Source organism: Bradyrhizobium paxllaeri, from assembly GCF_001693515.2.
Lineage (GTDB): Bacteria > Pseudomonadota > Alphaproteobacteria > Rhizobiales > Xanthobacteraceae > Bradyrhizobium > Bradyrhizobium paxllaeri.
Genome location: NZ_CP042968.1, coordinates 8,062,193 through 8,077,961, shown reverse-complemented (window position 1 = coordinate 8,077,961; position 15,769 = coordinate 8,062,193). Strand labels below are relative to the sequence as shown.

Annotated in this window: 12 protein-coding genes; 6 read left to right on the top strand and 6 right to left on the bottom strand. The window is 62.4% G+C overall.

Annotation, left to right across the window (positions count from 1 at the left end; all coding sequences use genetic code 11):
* The first annotated feature begins 268 nt into the window (after window positions 1–268).
* The 5 genes from LMTR21_RS38545 (at window position 269) to LMTR21_RS38520 (ending at window position 8,712) form a co-directional block, all read left to right on the top strand.
* Entirely contained in the window at window positions 269–3,130 is a 2,862-nt protein-coding gene (locus tag LMTR21_RS38545) for an ATP-binding protein (protein WP_065751600.1), read from the top strand.
* A gap of 1,229 nt (window positions 3,131–4,359) precedes the next feature.
* A complete protein-coding gene (locus tag LMTR21_RS38535; protein ID WP_187399281.1) occupies window positions 4,360–5,088 on the top strand; it encodes an AfsR/SARP family transcriptional regulator in 729 nt (242 codons plus the stop codon).
* A 290-nt stretch (window positions 5,089–5,378) separates the two neighbouring features.
* Complete coding sequence (locus LMTR21_RS38530; RefSeq protein ID WP_141688172.1) at window positions 5,379–6,407, top strand: hypothetical protein; 1,029 nt, start codon at window positions 5,379–5,381, stop codon at window positions 6,405–6,407.
* 62 nt (window positions 6,408–6,469) lie between these two features.
* Complete coding sequence (locus LMTR21_RS38525) at window positions 6,470–6,700, top strand: hypothetical protein (RefSeq protein WP_065751597.1); 231 nt, start codon at window positions 6,470–6,472, stop codon at window positions 6,698–6,700.
* A 227-nt stretch (window positions 6,701–6,927) separates the two neighbouring features.
* A complete protein-coding gene (locus LMTR21_RS38520) occupies window positions 6,928–8,712 on the top strand; it encodes a S8 family peptidase (RefSeq protein ID WP_187399280.1) in 1,785 nt (594 codons plus the stop codon).
* Window positions 8,713–8,889: 177 nt separating this feature from the next.
* Here LMTR21_RS38520 and LMTR21_RS38515 read toward each other — a convergent pair whose 3' ends face one another.
* From LMTR21_RS38515 to LMTR21_RS38495, 5 genes are all read right to left on the bottom strand, one after another.
* Window positions 8,890–9,630, bottom strand: coding sequence for an ABC transporter ATP-binding protein (locus LMTR21_RS38515; RefSeq protein WP_065751595.1), 741 nt, complete (start codon window positions 9,628–9,630; stop codon window positions 8,890–8,892).
* On the bottom strand, window positions 9,627–10,865 hold the full coding sequence (locus tag LMTR21_RS38510) for an ABC transporter permease (protein WP_065751594.1): 1,239 nt from the start codon (window positions 10,863–10,865) through the stop codon (window positions 9,627–9,629). The genes LMTR21_RS38515 and LMTR21_RS38510 overlap by 4 nt, the downstream gene beginning before the upstream one ends.
* Before the next feature lie 5 nt (window positions 10,866–10,870).
* Window positions 10,871–12,079, bottom strand: coding sequence for an efflux RND transporter periplasmic adaptor subunit (locus LMTR21_RS38505; RefSeq protein WP_065751593.1), 1,209 nt, complete (start codon window positions 12,077–12,079; stop codon window positions 10,871–10,873).
* A 15-nt stretch (window positions 12,080–12,094) separates the two neighbouring features.
* Complete coding sequence (locus tag LMTR21_RS38500) at window positions 12,095–12,874, bottom strand: tetratricopeptide repeat protein (protein WP_187399279.1); 780 nt, start codon at window positions 12,872–12,874, stop codon at window positions 12,095–12,097.
* Window positions 12,875–13,162: 288 nt separating this feature from the next.
* A complete protein-coding gene (locus tag LMTR21_RS38495) occupies window positions 13,163–14,203 on the bottom strand; it encodes a serine hydrolase (RefSeq protein ID WP_065751591.1) in 1,041 nt (346 codons plus the stop codon).
* A gap of 333 nt (window positions 14,204–14,536) precedes the next feature.
* Between LMTR21_RS38495 and LMTR21_RS38490 the strand changes: the two genes are divergently transcribed.
* Entirely contained in the window at window positions 14,537–15,307 is a 771-nt protein-coding gene (locus LMTR21_RS38490) for a class I SAM-dependent methyltransferase (protein WP_065751590.1), read from the top strand.
* 177 nt (window positions 15,308–15,484) lie between these two features.
* Here LMTR21_RS38490 and LMTR21_RS40480 read toward each other — a convergent pair whose 3' ends face one another.
* On the bottom strand, window positions 15,485–15,763 hold the full coding sequence (locus LMTR21_RS40480; RefSeq protein ID WP_084030483.1) for a hypothetical protein: 279 nt from the start codon (window positions 15,761–15,763) through the stop codon (window positions 15,485–15,487).
* Window positions 15,764–15,769: the final 6 nt, after the last annotated feature.

Sequence of the window (15,769 nt, the reverse complement as noted above, 5' to 3'; positions counted from 1 at the left end):
CGGCCCTCGTCATTCACTGTGGATGGACTCTCTTGACCGGCTGCACCCGGCTACCGATGGCATTTGACGACGGCCCCAAACGATACGACTGTCCTCCGGGCATGGCCCGTAAACCGTTGTGAAATGTTGATGCCCACGCCCCGCCAAATGTTTAGGCACCCAAGTATGGACAAAAGGCCGCAAGGCAGTTTGGTCCGCACATTCAAATAGATAGCGCAGGTTCATGTCGTAGACTGCGACTAGGCCGGGCCATGGTGGAAAGATTGCAATGATTTCGACAGCAGCACCAAACCAGGACGTCTTGTTGTTCGGACCCTTTCGCCTGGCCGCGAGCGAGCGGCTGCTCACGAGAGACGGCGTGCCTGTTGAATTGGGGGCGCGCGCTTTCGAGATACTGCTTGCTCTCGTCTCAACGCCTAACGAAGTCGTCAGCAAGAATGATTTGCTGTCGCGAGTCTGGTCCGGCGTTACGGTCGAAGAGAGCAGCCTGCGCGTTCACGTGGCGAGCCTCCGCAAGGCGCTGGGAGACGGCAGGGATGGCGCGCGGTACATCACGACTCTCGCCGGGCGGGGTTATTGCTTCGTCGCGCCTGTCTCGCGTGTCAGCAGTACGTCCAACAGGGTGTCTGCCGTTGATTCAGTCGGTCTTTCTCCGCACGCCAACCTTCCGAGCCGCCTGAGCCGGATCGTCGGCCGGGCTAACGACATCGCCAAGCTGTCGGGTGATCTGATTGATTCGCGCTTGGTTACCATTGTCGGCGCCGGCGGCGTCGGCAAGACGACAGTCGCTATCGCAGTTGCGCATCAGCTGGAGGATGCCTTCGGCGGGTCCGTCCTCTTCGTCGATTTCGGAATGCTGAGCGATCCTGCGCTGGTTTCAACGGCGGTCGCCTCCACGCTGGGGCGGTCGGTTCAGTCGGACGACGCCACACCCAGTCTCATTGCATTTCTCAAGAGCCGGCGCGTTCTTCTGATCCTCGACACCTGCGAACATCTGGTGGAAACGGTTGCCCCGCTGGTGGCAAGGATTATTGAGTCGGCACCGCAGGTGCATATCCTGGCTACGAGCCGCGAGGCGCTGCGGGTCGAAGGTGAGCATGTTTATCGGCTGGACGCCCTTGCTTGTCCGCCGGACTCCCAGGGGCTTACCGCGGAGGCGATCTCAGAGTTCCCGGCAATGCAGCTGTTCGTGGAGCGCGCGATTGCGAGCGGGGCGAGCCTCGAACTCAGCAACGCGGAAGTGCCGATTGTTGCGGACATCTGCCGGAAGCTTGACGGTGTAGCCCTTGCGATCGAGCTTGCGGCCCGGCGGGTAGAATCCCACGGTCTGCAGCAGACCGCCGCCCTTCTCGACGAACAACTGACGCGACTGTGGCAGGGGTCGCGTACCGCGCCGCCGCGCCAGAAGACGCTGCAGGCCACGCTCGACTGGAGCTATGGACTTCTATCCGACATTGAGCGTTCGGTGCTGCGCCGGCTCGCCGTCTTCGTTGGGCATTTCACGCTCGATGCGGCCCTCGACGTAGTCACCATCGAGACCCTTGATCGATCCACTGTGCTTGGCGCGATCGACGGCCTCGTTGCAAAGTCGATATTGGCCACCCGTCCCATTGGCGCGATGATGCGCTACAGGTTGCTCGATGCGACGCGCGCTTATGCCCTCGACATCAGGGTCGATGATTCGGATGCCGTTGAGCTGGCGACGCGTCATGCGATGTACTACCAACGATGGCTGGAGCAAACCGGAGCTCAATGGCCAACTTATTCGACCGGTGCGCAGCGTGCGCCGTACTTCGCCGCTCTTAACAATGTCCGTGCGGCATTGAATTGGTGCTTTGGCGGCAACGGCAGAATTGATATCGGCGTTCGCCTTGCCGCCGCAGCGGCGCCCGTCTTCCTGGCTGTGTCGTTGCTCACGGAAGGTTGCCGTTGGTCCGAACGCGCAATTGGTGCCCTCGACGATGCCACGCGCGGTGGAGCCGAGGAGATGCGGCTTCAGGCGGTGCTTGGAGTGGCGATGATGTTCACGCGCGGTAACGACGAAGCCGCGCGGGTGGCCCTGGATAGGAGCCTCGCCATTGCCGAAGGAATTGGTGACGCTCCCGAGCAAATGCAGGTCTTGAACCTGTTGCACACCTTCCATCACCGCACCGGTGATTTCAGAGCGGCTCTACACTATGCAAGGAGCAGTTTGTCTGTTGCCAAAATCATCGCTACCCCGGCTGCCCTCGGCCTGGCCCACTGCCTCGTGGGGAGCGCGCTCCATCATACAGGTGACCTTGGTGGCGCTCGCGCCGTATTGGAGACTGCGCTCCAGAGCGGGCCGAGCCAGAGGCCGACCAGCACGATTTATATCGACTATGCGCACTACAACTACGCCGGCATCGCTTTGGCACGAACGCTTTGGTTGCAAGGCCATCCGGTTCAGGCCATGGAGTTGGCTAACCGGAGTGTCAAGGAAGCGTCATCAATGGCACATCCGGTGGCGGTATCTAGAGCTTTGGTCTGGGCCGTCTCCGTATTCTTGTGGGCCGGCGATCTTGAAAGTGCTGATGCGAATGCGGATGCGCTGATCTCCCATGCTGAATCACAGGCGATGGGGCCCTATCTCGCTGTTGGACGTGCCTACAAGGCCATGCTCGCCATCCGCCTCGGCGATGCGAGGGCGGGAGTTGAGAACCTGCAGCAGTGCCTCAAGGAACTGCGTGCGACACGATACGAACTTATGACCGCGACCTTTAACATTTCGCATATTCAGGGATTAGCGGCGCTCGGACGCTTCAACGAGGCCCTTGCTTTGATCGAGGAGACAGCCAGGCGGCTCGAGTCGAGCGGCAATCTCTTTTACATGCCTGAATTACTGCGGGTGAAGGGCAGCGTGCTTCTCGCGATGCCGCAGCGGCAGGTGAATGATGCGGAAATCTGCTTTACGCAGTCGCTCGAATTCAGCCGCCGCCAGGGCGCGCGGGCCTGGGAGCTGCGAACCGCGACCGATCTCGCGGCGCTGCTCGCGGCTCAAGGGCGGCCAGATAGCGCCCGCCGGCTGCTGCAGCCTGTCTTCGAGCGCTTCGACGAAGGTCTGGAGACCGCAGATCTGAAAGCTGCCGGGCACCTCCTGGCGGGCCTTTGAGGTAGTACACTGCTCTGACGCGAACATCGGTACTTCGCGCCAGAGCCGAAGCGCGCGAATGCGAGCTACATAGACGGCGAGCGGCGCGGATTCGTGGATTTCCGGCATGAGCCCCGTTCGTGTCGTTGGACGCGGACGCTGTCGTGATCACAGGGATCTTCATCAGCGCGGCAAGCTCGCAAGCATCACGACGTTGGAGTGCAACTCTGCGGCGCCGATGTCCTTCACAGTTTGGAACAGGCCGGCTTGGTGACCGGGCAGCAAGATTGTAAGCGGATTGCGAGGTCATCTTCTTGATGATGCTCTGATCTGCGAGTCTGATGGTTCTGATAACCATTAGGCTTAGAATGGACACAGTGGATGATGCTATCACTGAGCCGATTCATCGGCTTGACGTGTTCACCGGTGCATGTCGCCGGCGAACGTAGAGCGACGAGGACAAGGAACGGATCATCGCAGAGATCGTAGCGAGCGGTGAGTCTGTCTCTGCCGTAGCCTGACGGCACGGGCTTTCGCCGCAGCAATTATTTGGCTGGCGACGGGATTTGCAGGCGTCCCAGACCGCGGTAACGCGTTGTACCCCGGACATGGGTGGACAGCTTCGTGCCGGACGGCTTGTCGAGGGGCTGCAAGGTTTTTGGCTCCAGATCTGTGCTCCAGGTCAAAGTAACCAAGATCAAAGTGCATGAAGCCGGCGGGCAGTGCCGTTGCTTTCCGTGATGCCAGGCCTTGGCCGGTCAGCACGGGTGAAGAGGTCGATATTTTTTGGGGTGCCGACGGAGGCGGTCGCATGCTGTGACGACTCGTCGCGATCGTGGAACGGATAGGCCGGTTCGGACAATCCGTCGTTGCAGCGTGGTGAGTTCGTATTGAGCTGCGCGAACGTGTCGCTTCCTTTTTAAGGTGAGATTCATGCGCTCGTGACGGCCGATGCGATTAGACAGCCTTGCATACGCAACCTCACGCATATGAAGCAGTTCACTATCAAAACAAACTTCCAATCACTAAAAAGATATGAGGTGGTCCATTGTCTTGTCTAACTAAGGTTGTAGGATCATCAGAGACATCCCGGTCTTGGCCGCGCACGTTTTTGCAGGTGGCGGCGTCCCAATCGTGGACATCATGCTCATAAGTAATTGCGCGGTATCTGAACGCTTCAAGTCAATTTTTAACTGAGGGTTGGGACAATGCCTCTGCTGCAGATCAATCTGTTCGGTGGCGTCGAGGTAATGCAGGTCTCCGGCGAGTCGGTGTCGATCCCGAGTCGGAAGGCCGCGACGCTTCTAGGCTATGTCGCTCTCAGCTCTCCTCGCGGCATTTCGCGCAGCAAGCTCGCAGCGCTGCTGTGGGACGGACACTTTGCAGATCGCGCGCGCGCCAGCCTTCGACAGGCTTTGCTCACATTGCGTCATGTGCTGCCGCAATACGCCGACGTGATCTCGGCGGATCGCGGGGACATCCGCATCTGTCCGGACGCCGTAAAGACCGATGTCGGGGAGTTCGAACAGCTCCTGAAGGAGGGCGATCCCGAACGGCTGGCGCGCGCGGCGGCGCTTTATCGCGGCGAACTTCTCGATGGCATCAGCTCAACCTCATGTGCTTTTGAAGCCTGGCTGTCTGCCGAGCGCCAACGCCTCCGGATGCAAGCCATGCGGGCCGTTGTGGGCCTCTTGGACGCCGGCGGGCGCGAGCGAATGGATATCGCGATCGCGCTTGCATTGCGTATTCTTGCGATCGACCCGCTGCAGGAGGACGTGCACCGCATCTTGATGCGCTGTTATGCACAGCAGGGCCGTCGCGCGGACGCTTTGCGTCAGTACGATCTTTGCCGCACCGTGCTGTGGAAGGAAGTTCGCGCTGTGCCTGAAGGAGAAACCGAACAATTGCAGCGCGACATCCGGCGCATGTTCCGCACCGACAATTCGCGTCCGCCTCAACCAAATTGCCCGGTGCCATAGACTTTGACGCAACTTTCACGCTCCGCATGACACCTGGATCACGATCCCACGCGTAACATCAGCCTCACCTTCGTACGCGAAGTGATCCCGGTCCTGCACTGTAGGCGCGCGTCGCTTACGGGCCAGGCCACATATTGGAGGCTTTACTCATGAATGGAACGCAGCAAGGAATTGAAGACTACAGTCAGTTGGACCCGCAAGGGATATTCGGCTCGATCCTCGGCGGCGCCGCCGGAAGAGTTATCGGCGGCCTGATCGGCGGCAAGACCGGGAGAAATATCGGTGGTGTCGTGGGCAAGGTTGGCGGCGGGTTCCTGCCGTTCTCCGCCGGGCCGGACACGGCTCAACCGACGGACATGGAGCTGCAGAGCTTCTGGAGCGTACTGAAGAAGATTGGTCAGGGTGCTCAGACCGGCCTGGATATCGGTAAGCAACTCGGCATTTTCAGCGCCGGCCAGCCCGGCTTCCAGCCGGCTGCGGAAGCGCCGCCGACGGACATGGAGCTGCAAAGCTTCTGGAGCGTGCTGAAGAAGATCGGCCGGGGTGTGCAGACCGGCGTGAATGTCGGTAAGCAACTGGGCGTCTTCGAGGCCGGTCAGCCCGGCTTCCAGCCCGCCGCGGAAGCGCCGCCGACGGACATGGAGCTGCAAAGCTTCTGGAGCGTGCTGAAGAAGATCGGCCGGGGTGTGCAGACCGGCGTGAATGTCGGCAAGCAACTGGGCGTCTTCGATGCCGGTCAGCCCGGCTTCCAGCCGGCGGAAGCACCGCCGACGGACATGGAGCTGCAGAGCTTCTGGAGCGTGCTGAAGAAGATCGGCCGGGGTGTGCAGACCGGCGTGAATGTCGGCAAGCAACTGGGCGTCTTCGACGCCGGTCAGCCCGGCTTCCAGCCAGCCGCGGAAGCACCGCCGACGGACATGGAGCTGCAGAGCTTCTGGAGCGTGCTGAAGAAGATCGGCCGGGGTGTGCAGACCGGCGTGAATGTCGGCAAGCAACTGGGCGTCTTCGAAGCCGGTCAGCCCGGCTTCCAGCCGGCCGCGGAAGCGCCGCCGACGGACATGGAGCTGCAGAGCTTCTGGAGCGTGCTGAAGAAGATCGGCCAGGGTGCGCAGACCGGCCTTGATATCGGTAAGCAACTGGGCATTTTCAGTGCCGGTCAGCCCGGCTTCCAGCCGGCGGAAGCACCGCCGACGGACATGGAACTGCAGAGCTTCTGGAGCGTGCTGAAAAAGATTGGCCAGGGTGCGCAGACCGGCTTGGATATCGGTCGCAAACTCGGCGTCTTCGACGCCGGCCAGCCCGGCGGCACGATGCATTAGACCTGACGACGAAGGGCGGACGCAAGTCCGCCCTTCGCGCAGCAGATGTGAATGGAGCCCAGATGGCGGATCCAAACTCGCCGCAGGAATTCATCGTGCAAGGAGAGCCGGTCAAATCCGGTCAGCTTGCCGATCACTTGAAGCGCGAAGCCGGCGTGAAACGGGTCGCGCAAATAGCGCCCGACGTCGTCATCCTTTCCATGACGAGCACGCAGGCCAATCGCCTCAAATCGGCGTTCACCACCATCGTGGTGGAGCCGAACTCGACGCTGAAGCAATTCGATCCCGACTGATTTTGGTGGGCAAGCCCATAACTCGCAAAACATCAAGGAGGCCGCATATGGCCGCAAGAAGCAAATCTGGAACTCCGGACCACAGTGATCATGATGAAACGGCCGACAGCGGCGCGCATTCGGAACAAGCGCCCGCGTCGGCAGCATCGGCGGCAAATGGCGGAGGTACGGCGGCGCCTCCATCGGGGCAGGAGGCCGCAGCGATCGCGCCGCGCCCGGCGCAATTCATGATCGCACCACAGCAGCAAAGCGGAGTTGCGACCTTCAGTGCCGATTTCGTGGTCCAGCAGCTCACCAATAGCCCTGACATCGAGGTGGTGAAGACGGTGCAGCCGCCGCGCCTGTTCGGATTTCAGAGCGCAGAATTTGGACAAGCGCCACTCAGTTCGCTGGTGCTCGCCCGCATGGCTCCCGACAAGGCCAAGCTATTGCAGACCCAGGCAGGAACGCGCCTTGCGGTGGAGCGTGATGAGCGGCTGAGCTACATGCTCGACCCGACCACACCGCAAATGCCCAATCCCGGCGTACTTACGCCGTTGGCTGACGGCTTCTCGACGACGATCGAGGTGTTGGGCCAGACCGGCCCGCTGCCGGATGCCGAGGTCTATGTGTTCGGCAGCATGTGGCCGACCCAAGGTGTCACCGATGCCGCCGGCCGCGTTACGCTGAACATGCAGGGCGAAAGGCCTGATACCATCCGATCGATCCTCGTCAAGGCGAAGGTCGACTACTGGACTTTCTGGCTCGATCGCCCGCAGCTCGTTCCCAGTACTGTCAACCGGATCGTCGTGAGAGCCCTCGCGGCGTCGCTGCGCGACTTCCCCGGACGGCAGTTGATGGGCTGGGGTGAGCGGGCGATGGGTCTTGATCGCGTGCCCCCGGGCTATGATGGCGCCGGTGTGAAAATCGCGGTCATCGATTCCGGCACGGCGCCAACCCATCGCAATTTGCGCGGGGTCACGCGCGGCACCAGCATCGTCGGCAATGATAAAATGGCCTGGACCGTCGATACGATCGGCCACGGCTCGCATTGCGCCGGGGTCATCGCCGGCGGGCCGGTTCCCGGCGGTGGCGGCATCCGCGGCTTCGCTCCCGCGGCGGAGATCCATGTCTGCCGAATCTTCCCCGGTGGTCGCTTCAGCGATCTCGTCCAGGCGCTGGATTACTGCATGGAGCAGGGTATCGACGTCGCCAACATGAGCCTGGGCGGCGGCGAGCCTTCGAAGATCATCGAGGATCGTATCGTGCGGGCCAAGCAAATGGGCATGGCCTGTATCATCGCTGCTGGCAATTCCTCGGGGCCGGTGCAGTTTCCGGCTTCGACGCCGCATTGCCTGGCGGTCGCCGCGATGGGCAAATGGGGCGAATTCCCCGAGGACAGCTACCATGCGCAGCAAGCGTTGGATGGCTTCCGGAGTCGCGACGGATATTTTCCGGCAAAGTTCAGCTGCTTCGGGCCGGAGATCGACGTCTGCGCGCCCGGCGTCGGCATCGTCTCGTCGCTTCCAGCCGATGGCTTCGGCGCATGGGACGGGACCTCAATGGCGACACCGCACGTCACGGGCCTCGCCGCGCTCGTGCTGGCGCATCACCCGGACTTCAAGGGTGCGTTCCAGAATCGCGACGGGCGCCGTGTGGAACGGCTGTTCCAGATCCTGAAGGAGACGGCGACGCCGCTGCAATTCGGCGATCCAAACCGTACGGGCGCCGGATTGCCGAACGCGATGCGGGCGCTGGGCCTCGAAACGGGTGTCGCCCCGGGCGCCGCCGCGCCTGGAGCCGATCCCTCGCTGGACACCCTCCGTCGTCTGCTGGGACTGGCGCAAGTCGATGCACCCAGCATGGTTCCGGCCGGTGCAATGGCGCCGCAGTCCGTCCATCCGATGCAGAACGGCGCGAGCCACGTCGCGCGGGGTCCGGCGCAAACGACGGGCGCGACATCAGCCCCAACCATAATGGACCCCAATCCGCCGCAGATTCGGGAGATCATGCACAAGGTCGGATTGCTGTAACGCCAAGGCCTTGGGTGTTTGCCGCAATGGGGCACAGCTGCAACAACAGCTGTGCCTCGCGCACGTCGGCATGAGCATAAGCCGCACGAACGCGCAGACTGGCGCTGCAGGTGTGTGGGAGGCTTTGTAAACTCGCGGCAAGTACCAGCCTCGACCTTCCCGTCGATGGCTCCCTGTTCAAGCGTGCGAGATTTCACACGGCGCGATGGAAGGCGAGACCAGTTCGGCTCCGCTCCGCTCCGTGATCTCGGCGATCTTGCCGTCGACGATGTGGATGCGGCGGTCGGCGCGGGCGGCGAGCGCGGGGTCGTGGGTCACCACGATCACGGTTTGGCCGTTGTCGGCGATGTCGCGGAGGATCGAGAACACCTGTTCCGTCGATTTGGTATCGAGCGCGCCGGTCGGCTCGTCGGCGACGATGATCTCGGGGCGGTTGGCCAGCGCGCGGGCGATCGCGACGCGCTGGCGCTGGCCGCCGGAGAGCTGGTTGGGACGCTTGTTGGCGTGTTCGGCAAGCCCGAGCGAACCGAGCAGCGCGAGGCCGCGCGCGCGCATCTCGCCTTCGGCCATCACGCCAGCGGCGCGCATCGGCAGCAGCACATTGTCGAGCGAGGTGAACTCCGGCAGCAGGAAGTGAAACTGGAACACGAAGCCGCACTTGGTGAGGCGGACGTCGGCGCGCTCGGATTCCGACAGTTTCGAGGTCGGCTGGCCGCAGATCATGACCTCGCCCTCGCTGGGAGCATCGAGCAGGCCCAAAAGATAAAGCAGTGACGATTTGCCCGATCCCGACGGTCCGGTAATGGCGACGAATTCACCCTTGCTCACCGCCAGATCGATGCCGTTGACGAGGGTGTGCGAAACATCGCCTTCGATGCGACGAACGAGATCTACCGCCTGCAAGGCAACTTCGGTCATGACGCCCCCCGGATGATTTCAACTGGATGAACCCGCGTTGCCTTGCGTGCCGGGAAATAGGCCGCGCCTGCGCAGCAGAGCAGGGATATGCCGCCGACGACCACATAGTGCATCGCTGAATAATAGATCGATATCGGCGTGGTGGTGCCCGTCAGCGGACTGAAGATCGTGATCTTCGACCAGCCGTAGCAGAGCAGGTAACCCAGGACCCAACCGAACAGAATGCCGACAATGCCGATGATGGCGGCTTCGATGATGAAGATGCGTCGGACCGCATATTCGCGCATGCCCAGCGACTTCATGATCGCGATGTCCTGCCGTTTCTCGTGCGTGATCGTCGAAATGATGTTGTAGGTGGCGAAGGACGAGGTCAGCAACATCGCGCCCATCACCGTCAGCACGATGAAATCGCGCACGGTAAAGGATGACAGCAGATCGGCATTGGCTTCCTGCCAGGACACCGACTTGTAGCCGGTCTGCGCTTCGACCCGCGCGGCGACCTTCTGCGCCAGCATCGGATCGTTCAACCGCAGCCGCAGCTGGTTGACGACGCCGTTTTGCCCCATCATGACCTGGGCCGGCCCCATCAGCGAGTAGATCTGGCTCTCATCGACGCGCTTCATGCCGGAGCGATACAGCCCGGCCACCGTCGAATTCAATTGAATGCCTTGGCCGCCGATCAGTAGCACGGTGTCGCCGGCTTTCACGCCGAGTTTTTCGGCCAAAGCCTCGCCCATGATGATGCCGTTCGGCGCACGTGAAAGGTCATCGATTTTTCCCTCTCGCATTTGCGAGGCGAGTTTCGAGACTTGAATCTCACGGCGGGTGTCAATGCCGGTCAAGGTGATGCCGATGCGCGCACCGCCGTGATTGATGATCGCGGTGGTCTTCGCCGAGGGAGCTACGTCTCCTGGTATCCAGGAGCGCAGCGAATTCATCACCGTCTCAGGATATTTGATGCCGGGACGTTTGCCGACATTGGCGATGTCGGCCATCTGCACCGCTCCATATTCCTGCTCGGCAGGCTGCGTCGGCACGGAGCGCCGCTCATCCTCGATCGTGATATGCGGCATGGTGTCGACAAGCTGCCGCAGGAAGTCGAGCTGCGAGCCCTGCATCAGGCCGGCCATCATGATGGTGAAGCCGACGCCCATCGACACGCCCGCCATGCCGACGAGGGTCTGCCGCACGCGGGTGCTGACATGGGTCCATGCAATGTTGAACAGGAGTTTCACGGCGACTACCGGCTGTTGCTGATGAGGTTACGGCGCGCGTCGTTGACGACGGAATCGATGTGGGCGGTCATCGCTGCCGAAATTACCGCATCATCCGGATCCGAACGGACGGTGGTGGCCGAGGCGACGACGGCGGCCTCGGGTGTCGCGGCGGGCTGATCGGCCGGTTCACTCGCGGACGCCGGTTCCAAAGCCCTGGTCAGGCTGTTGCTGTCGATGCGAATCCTGGCACCATCGGCGAGATCGATGCGGGCGGGCGAAAGCACTGATGTGCCCTTGGACAGATCGCCGATCACCTCGATATTGCGGTTGCCGCGGATGCCGACCTTCACAGGCACGCGCCGGACCCGGCCGTCATCGACCGTCTGAACCGCATCGCCTGCGACGGCTTCGGCCGGCACGACGACCGCTGCCTGCTTCTCGCGGAAGATGATGTTGACTTCGACCGACATGCCGATGCGCAGCTGTGTATCCTGTGGCAGTCGCAGATAAACGCGGAAGGTCTTGCGGGTCGGGTCGCCCTTCGGCGTGATCTGGGAGACGTTGGCGCGCAGCGCCTTGCCTGGAAACGCCTCGCTGCGCAGAAAGGCCTTCTGGCCGGCCGCGATCCGGTTGATCTCCTCCTCGTTGATTTCGGCAACGACATGCATCGGGGCCGGCGGTCCGACCGTGAACAGGACGTCGGTGGGGCCTGCGATCTCGCCGACCTCGCCGTCGCGCCGCAACACCATGCCGTCGAGCGGCGCTCGCAGCACCAGCGAGTCGAGCCGCACCTTCTGCGCGGCGATCCGCGATTTTGCATCTTCGAGCTTGGTCCAGCGCTGCTCGTATTCGGTACGCGTGGCGTCGTTCTTGTCGCGATCCTTCTCGGCGCGCGACAGGTCGCGTTCGAGCTGGCCCCGATTGATTTCCATCTGGTCCAGCGCGCTGCGCTCCTCGGCGTCGTCCTGGCGGCCGAGGACCTGGCCGGACTTGACCACCTGTCCCTCGCATCGGCACAGCTCGACCAGTCGGCGGCGCTGCAGCGGCACCACCTTGGCCCAGCGCTCGGGCTCGACGGTGCCCGTGCCGTAAACGGCTTCGGAAACCGGCGCGAGGCTCGCAATGCTGGTGGTCACCAGCGGCGCATGAAGGAAATGGGAATAGACGTAATACCCGGCCCCGGCCGCGGCGACAGTGAGAATGCCGGTTGCGATGAGATGCTTCAATTTCATGGCGCGTCCTGTCAATCAGAAGCCGAACCGCTTGCGCAGGCCCGAGGGAACCTGGTCCATCAGATCACGAACATCATCTCTCTTGGCGTTCTTCGCCGGAGTTGCCGACGAGACCTTGGGTGATGCCGGCAATGTCGTGACGTTGGATGGCACCGGCTGTGCGATCGCCGCCGCCGGCGCGGCTGCGGGCGCTGGCTGCACGGCCGCTTGTGCAGGCGCTGGCGCCGGTGGAGGCGCAGCCGCCGCGGGTTGGTCGGACGCGTCGTCCCCAGCTCTTTCGATAATCGAAGCCTTGTTCGAAACCTTGACCGAATCCCTGGTCATGCCGGCAACCCGGACGGCACGCCAGGCTCTTGCAGCCACCACGGCACGGCCGATCTCGTCGCTCGTCATCTTCTTCATCAGCAGCGACATCAGTTGCCGCGCACCGTTGCGGTCCTCGTCGAGCTTGCTCGCGGACGCGACGATATGGGCCCAGCTATAGGCCTTCACATTATCCTTCGGTGTGCCGCGCCCGCTGGCGTAGAGGCCGGCAACGATCAGCATGGCGTGGGCATGTCCCTGATCGGTCGCGCGCGAGAACCAGCGAAATGCCTCCTGGTCGCTGCGCGGACGGCCGACGCCCGCTGAATAGAGCGCCCCGGTATAGAACTGGGCCTCATCATCGCCCGTCTGCGCCGCCTGTTCGTAGCGATTGGCCATCTCCCGATCGGACGCGGAGTCGGCAAGCGCAGCAGCGGGAAGGCCGGTCAGCACGGTGAGGCAGCAGGCGATAACGACGGCTGCCCGTTTCATGGATCTGAAATTGGAGATGCGCTGCATCGTACACGCTCTCAGCTTTGTTCTGTTACGCCGGAAAGTCGTCGAGCGGCCAACGCGGGTAGTCCCCCCACAGCGCCTCTCGTGAACTGAAGCCTAGCTCACTTGCGCGCGGGCAAATGTGCGGCCTGTCACATATTGCGCTTGCTGCCGCCGGAACCCGGTTTTATTCGTCAGTTCCGGTCGCCCCGCGTCGCCCGCCAGGCGAAGGCAATGCGCATCAAGGATGCTGCATCTCGCGCGGGAATCGACTCCCTCAGCCTGCTATCGCGCCAACGCCGGGAGGATGTGGTAGCGACCGATCTCGTGAGAAAATTCGCCGCGGTTCACCAGGAGAAGCAGGCCGATCCTTCGTTTCGGCACCAGTCCTACATAGGCGGACGCATTGTTGAGGCCGCCCGGTTTGTCGACGATGTCAACTCCGCTGAGAGCTATATTCTCCCAGGCCATCGCTTGGCCGAACTGCTGGTCAATATGGAACGCCTCGCGCTGGGTCATTCGCAAGGCCTCGCGCAACTGCGGATCGGCCACGTTGCCGTCGATGCAGGCAGTCATGAAGGTGGCGAGGTCCCGCGCAGTGGAGAACATCTGTCCGGTGCCGGGAAAATCGAAATAGCCCTGCTGGTTTCCGACAGTACCGATCGGCGTGCCCTGGTCGGAATAACCCTGGACGGTTTTCTGTAACAGTTCCGGAGGCATGATCGCACGGTTGTCCCGCCCGCGTTCCGGGATCGCCGTGGAATGCATGCCGAGCGGGATCAGAATGCGGCTTTCGACAAGCTGTCGGATCGGGACACCATAGCGACGCTCGAGTGCGAGCTGGAGCAGGACGTAGCCCGCGTGCGTATAGATGCGCTGCTTGCCTGGCGCCTCGCCGGCATGCGGCGTCCAGGCGTTGAGCATGTCGATGAATTCAGCCAGCGAATATGAGGCGTTCGGCCACGGCGGATGATCCGTCGGCAGCAACAGACCGGACGTGTGGGTCGCGAGCTGGCCGAGGGTGACCCGACTGATATAGTCGCCGCGCAATTCGGGAATATATTTGTTGACGGGGTCGTCCAGGCTCAATTCGCCGCGGAGCTCGCCGAGTGCGAGCAGCGTGGCCTCAAACAGCTTTCGGACCGAAGCGACATTGAACAGCGTGTCCGATGTGACGGGCCGCTTCTCGGCTTCATCAGCAAAGCCGAAATTGAAAAACTGTATCCGACCGGCGACGTAAGCGGCGGCCGCGACGCCGCCTGGATGGTCGGCCGTCGCCAGCGGAGCAAGGTTCTCCGTCACGATCTCTCTTACATGCGCGTCCATCTCGGGATCCGCACGAATAGCGCGCGCCCCGCCGAGTAGAAATAACAGCGAGAGGCATAGAGCTGCGCCTGAGCGGCAAAGCCACGATCTCGTTGAACCCGCCGCCATCCGAACCTGCATGCGAGATTGCCACGCGCGGGCAACCAGCGACCTGAAGGCTGCCTGTCGGAAACCGCGCATAGCAAAGCTAGAAAACCGCGGCGCAACAGCCCAATCACTTCAAGCGGGGACCCGTGCACGATTGTTTGATCATGCCGGGCTTCACAGGCTTCCTCCGCCAAACGTGATCCGCTCGAACTGGTCGCGTCCGGCGCGACGCCCCAGATCTGCGACATGGGTCGTTTCGCCACAACCGCCGCGCTGTACGCGCAGTTCCGTCCGCCCTATCCGCCCGAATTCTTCCGGGCCGTTGCTGAACGTCTGAGGCTTGGAAAGCAGCATGCTCTGATCGACCTTGGCACGGGTCCGGGACTCATCGCTCTCGGCTTTGCCCCGTATGTCGGACGGATCGTGGGTGTGGATCCGGAGCCGGCCATGCTTGAGGTCGCAGGACGGGCCGCTGCTCGTGCAGGACATGAGCTTGCCCTGATAGAGAGCGCGGCCGAGGCGTTGCCGCGCGACATTGGCTCGTTTGACGTCGTTACGATCGGTCGCGCGCTGCACGGGATGGATCGCGACCTGGTCGGTCCGCTGCTGGAACGGCTGGTCGCTCCGGGCGGCGTGGTCCTCGTCTGCTCGGCGCGTTCAGCTACCGATGGCCGCAACGGCTGGCTTGAGGCATACAATGAGGCGCGGCGTTTTTGGTCTGGGGCGACGATCGACCGCAAGCGTTATCGTTCCGATCTCGCGGCCGTTCTTGCCGGTACACGATTTCGCACCGGAGAAGCGATCGCGGCAGAAAGCAGCCACGAATTGAGCGCAAAAGATTTGGCCAGCCGCATGCTCACATTCTCAGGTTCTTCGCCCGCGGTGCTCGGTAACAAGGTCACCGCAATGCTGCGCGACGTCGAGCAACGCCTGCTTCCTTTCAGCCGTGCCGGATCGCTCAGCGAGGTCGTTATTGCGCGTGCGGATGTTGCTGGCACGCCTCCACGCGGGCGCTAGGGGCGGGTGTGCCGCGTTTGCCCGGGCTTCCCGACGCTATGGAGAATTTGCGGGCGCAGGCACAGCAGGTGACCTCGGCGTTGCCAAGCGCAATTTGGTCCAGGGGCCGCGCGACATCAGAGGTATCGAGAAGCTCGCCCGAGCAAGGCCCGGACGAGCTTTTTCCTTGGTTGCGAATCAATAGACGTAGCAGACGTTGACCCTGCCGTAGGGAGTCCACTTCCAGCAGCTGTTATAGACATGGAAATGGGGGCGGAAATGATGGTGATGGCCGTGCCAGTGGCCATGACCATGTCCGAAATGACCATGATGGTGATGGCCGTGACCATGACCGTGACCGTGGCCATGACCATGGCCGTGACCACCGGCGAAAGCCTGGCTCGGGATCGTCAGGGATGCCGCGGCCAGCGCCAGAGCGCCGACAGCGGCCGGAATGATTTTCTTGATGCTAGTCATGGAGAG